The sequence below is a fragment of the Robertmurraya sp. DFI.2.37 genome (assembly GCF_029211245.1).
In the GTDB taxonomy this organism is placed as follows: Bacteria; Bacillota; Bacilli; order Bacillales; family Cytobacillaceae; genus Robertmurraya; species Robertmurraya methanolica_A.
Window position 1 is genome coordinate 1 of the sequence record NZ_JARGEJ010000280.1, and the last position, 415, is coordinate 415.

1 protein-coding gene is annotated in these 415 nt (G+C 36.4%); it reads left to right on the forward strand.

The annotated features are described in order from the left end of the window. Positions 1-112: 112 nt before the first annotated feature. Positions 113-328, forward strand: a complete 216-nt coding sequence (locus PZE06_RS26495) for a hypothetical protein (RefSeq protein WP_275792177.1) — start codon at positions 113-115, stop codon at positions 326-328. Positions 329-415: the final 87 nt, after the last annotated feature.

The following is a 415-nucleotide window of genomic DNA, read 5'->3' on the forward strand; positions in this document are numbered from 1 at the left end:
CACTGGAATGAAGGCAGTTTGTCATGACAGTGCTCGTGATTAAATTGGTTTATGACAATGTGCGTATCTTGTAATATATTTGTGTGAAATAATCAAATGAGGTGAGCCTTACATGGCAAAAATGGTTAGAGTAAATACTCAAGTTTCTGATGAGCTCAACTACAAGCTTGTAGCTGAATCTGAAAGAATTGGTGTTCCGAAATCGACAATAGTCACAATGGCTTTAGAAACGTACTTCCAGCAAAAAGAATCGATTAAGGCTATGACTGATATTGGTTTGGTTATTCAGAAGCTTGAGGATCTAGAGAAACGAATTGAGAAGCAGTAATTTTGGGTTAGGTGTTATTAACTTGATTTTAATTAAACATTACGAGAAACAATGGAGGTGAAAGGATGGACAAAGGAAACGGAGATG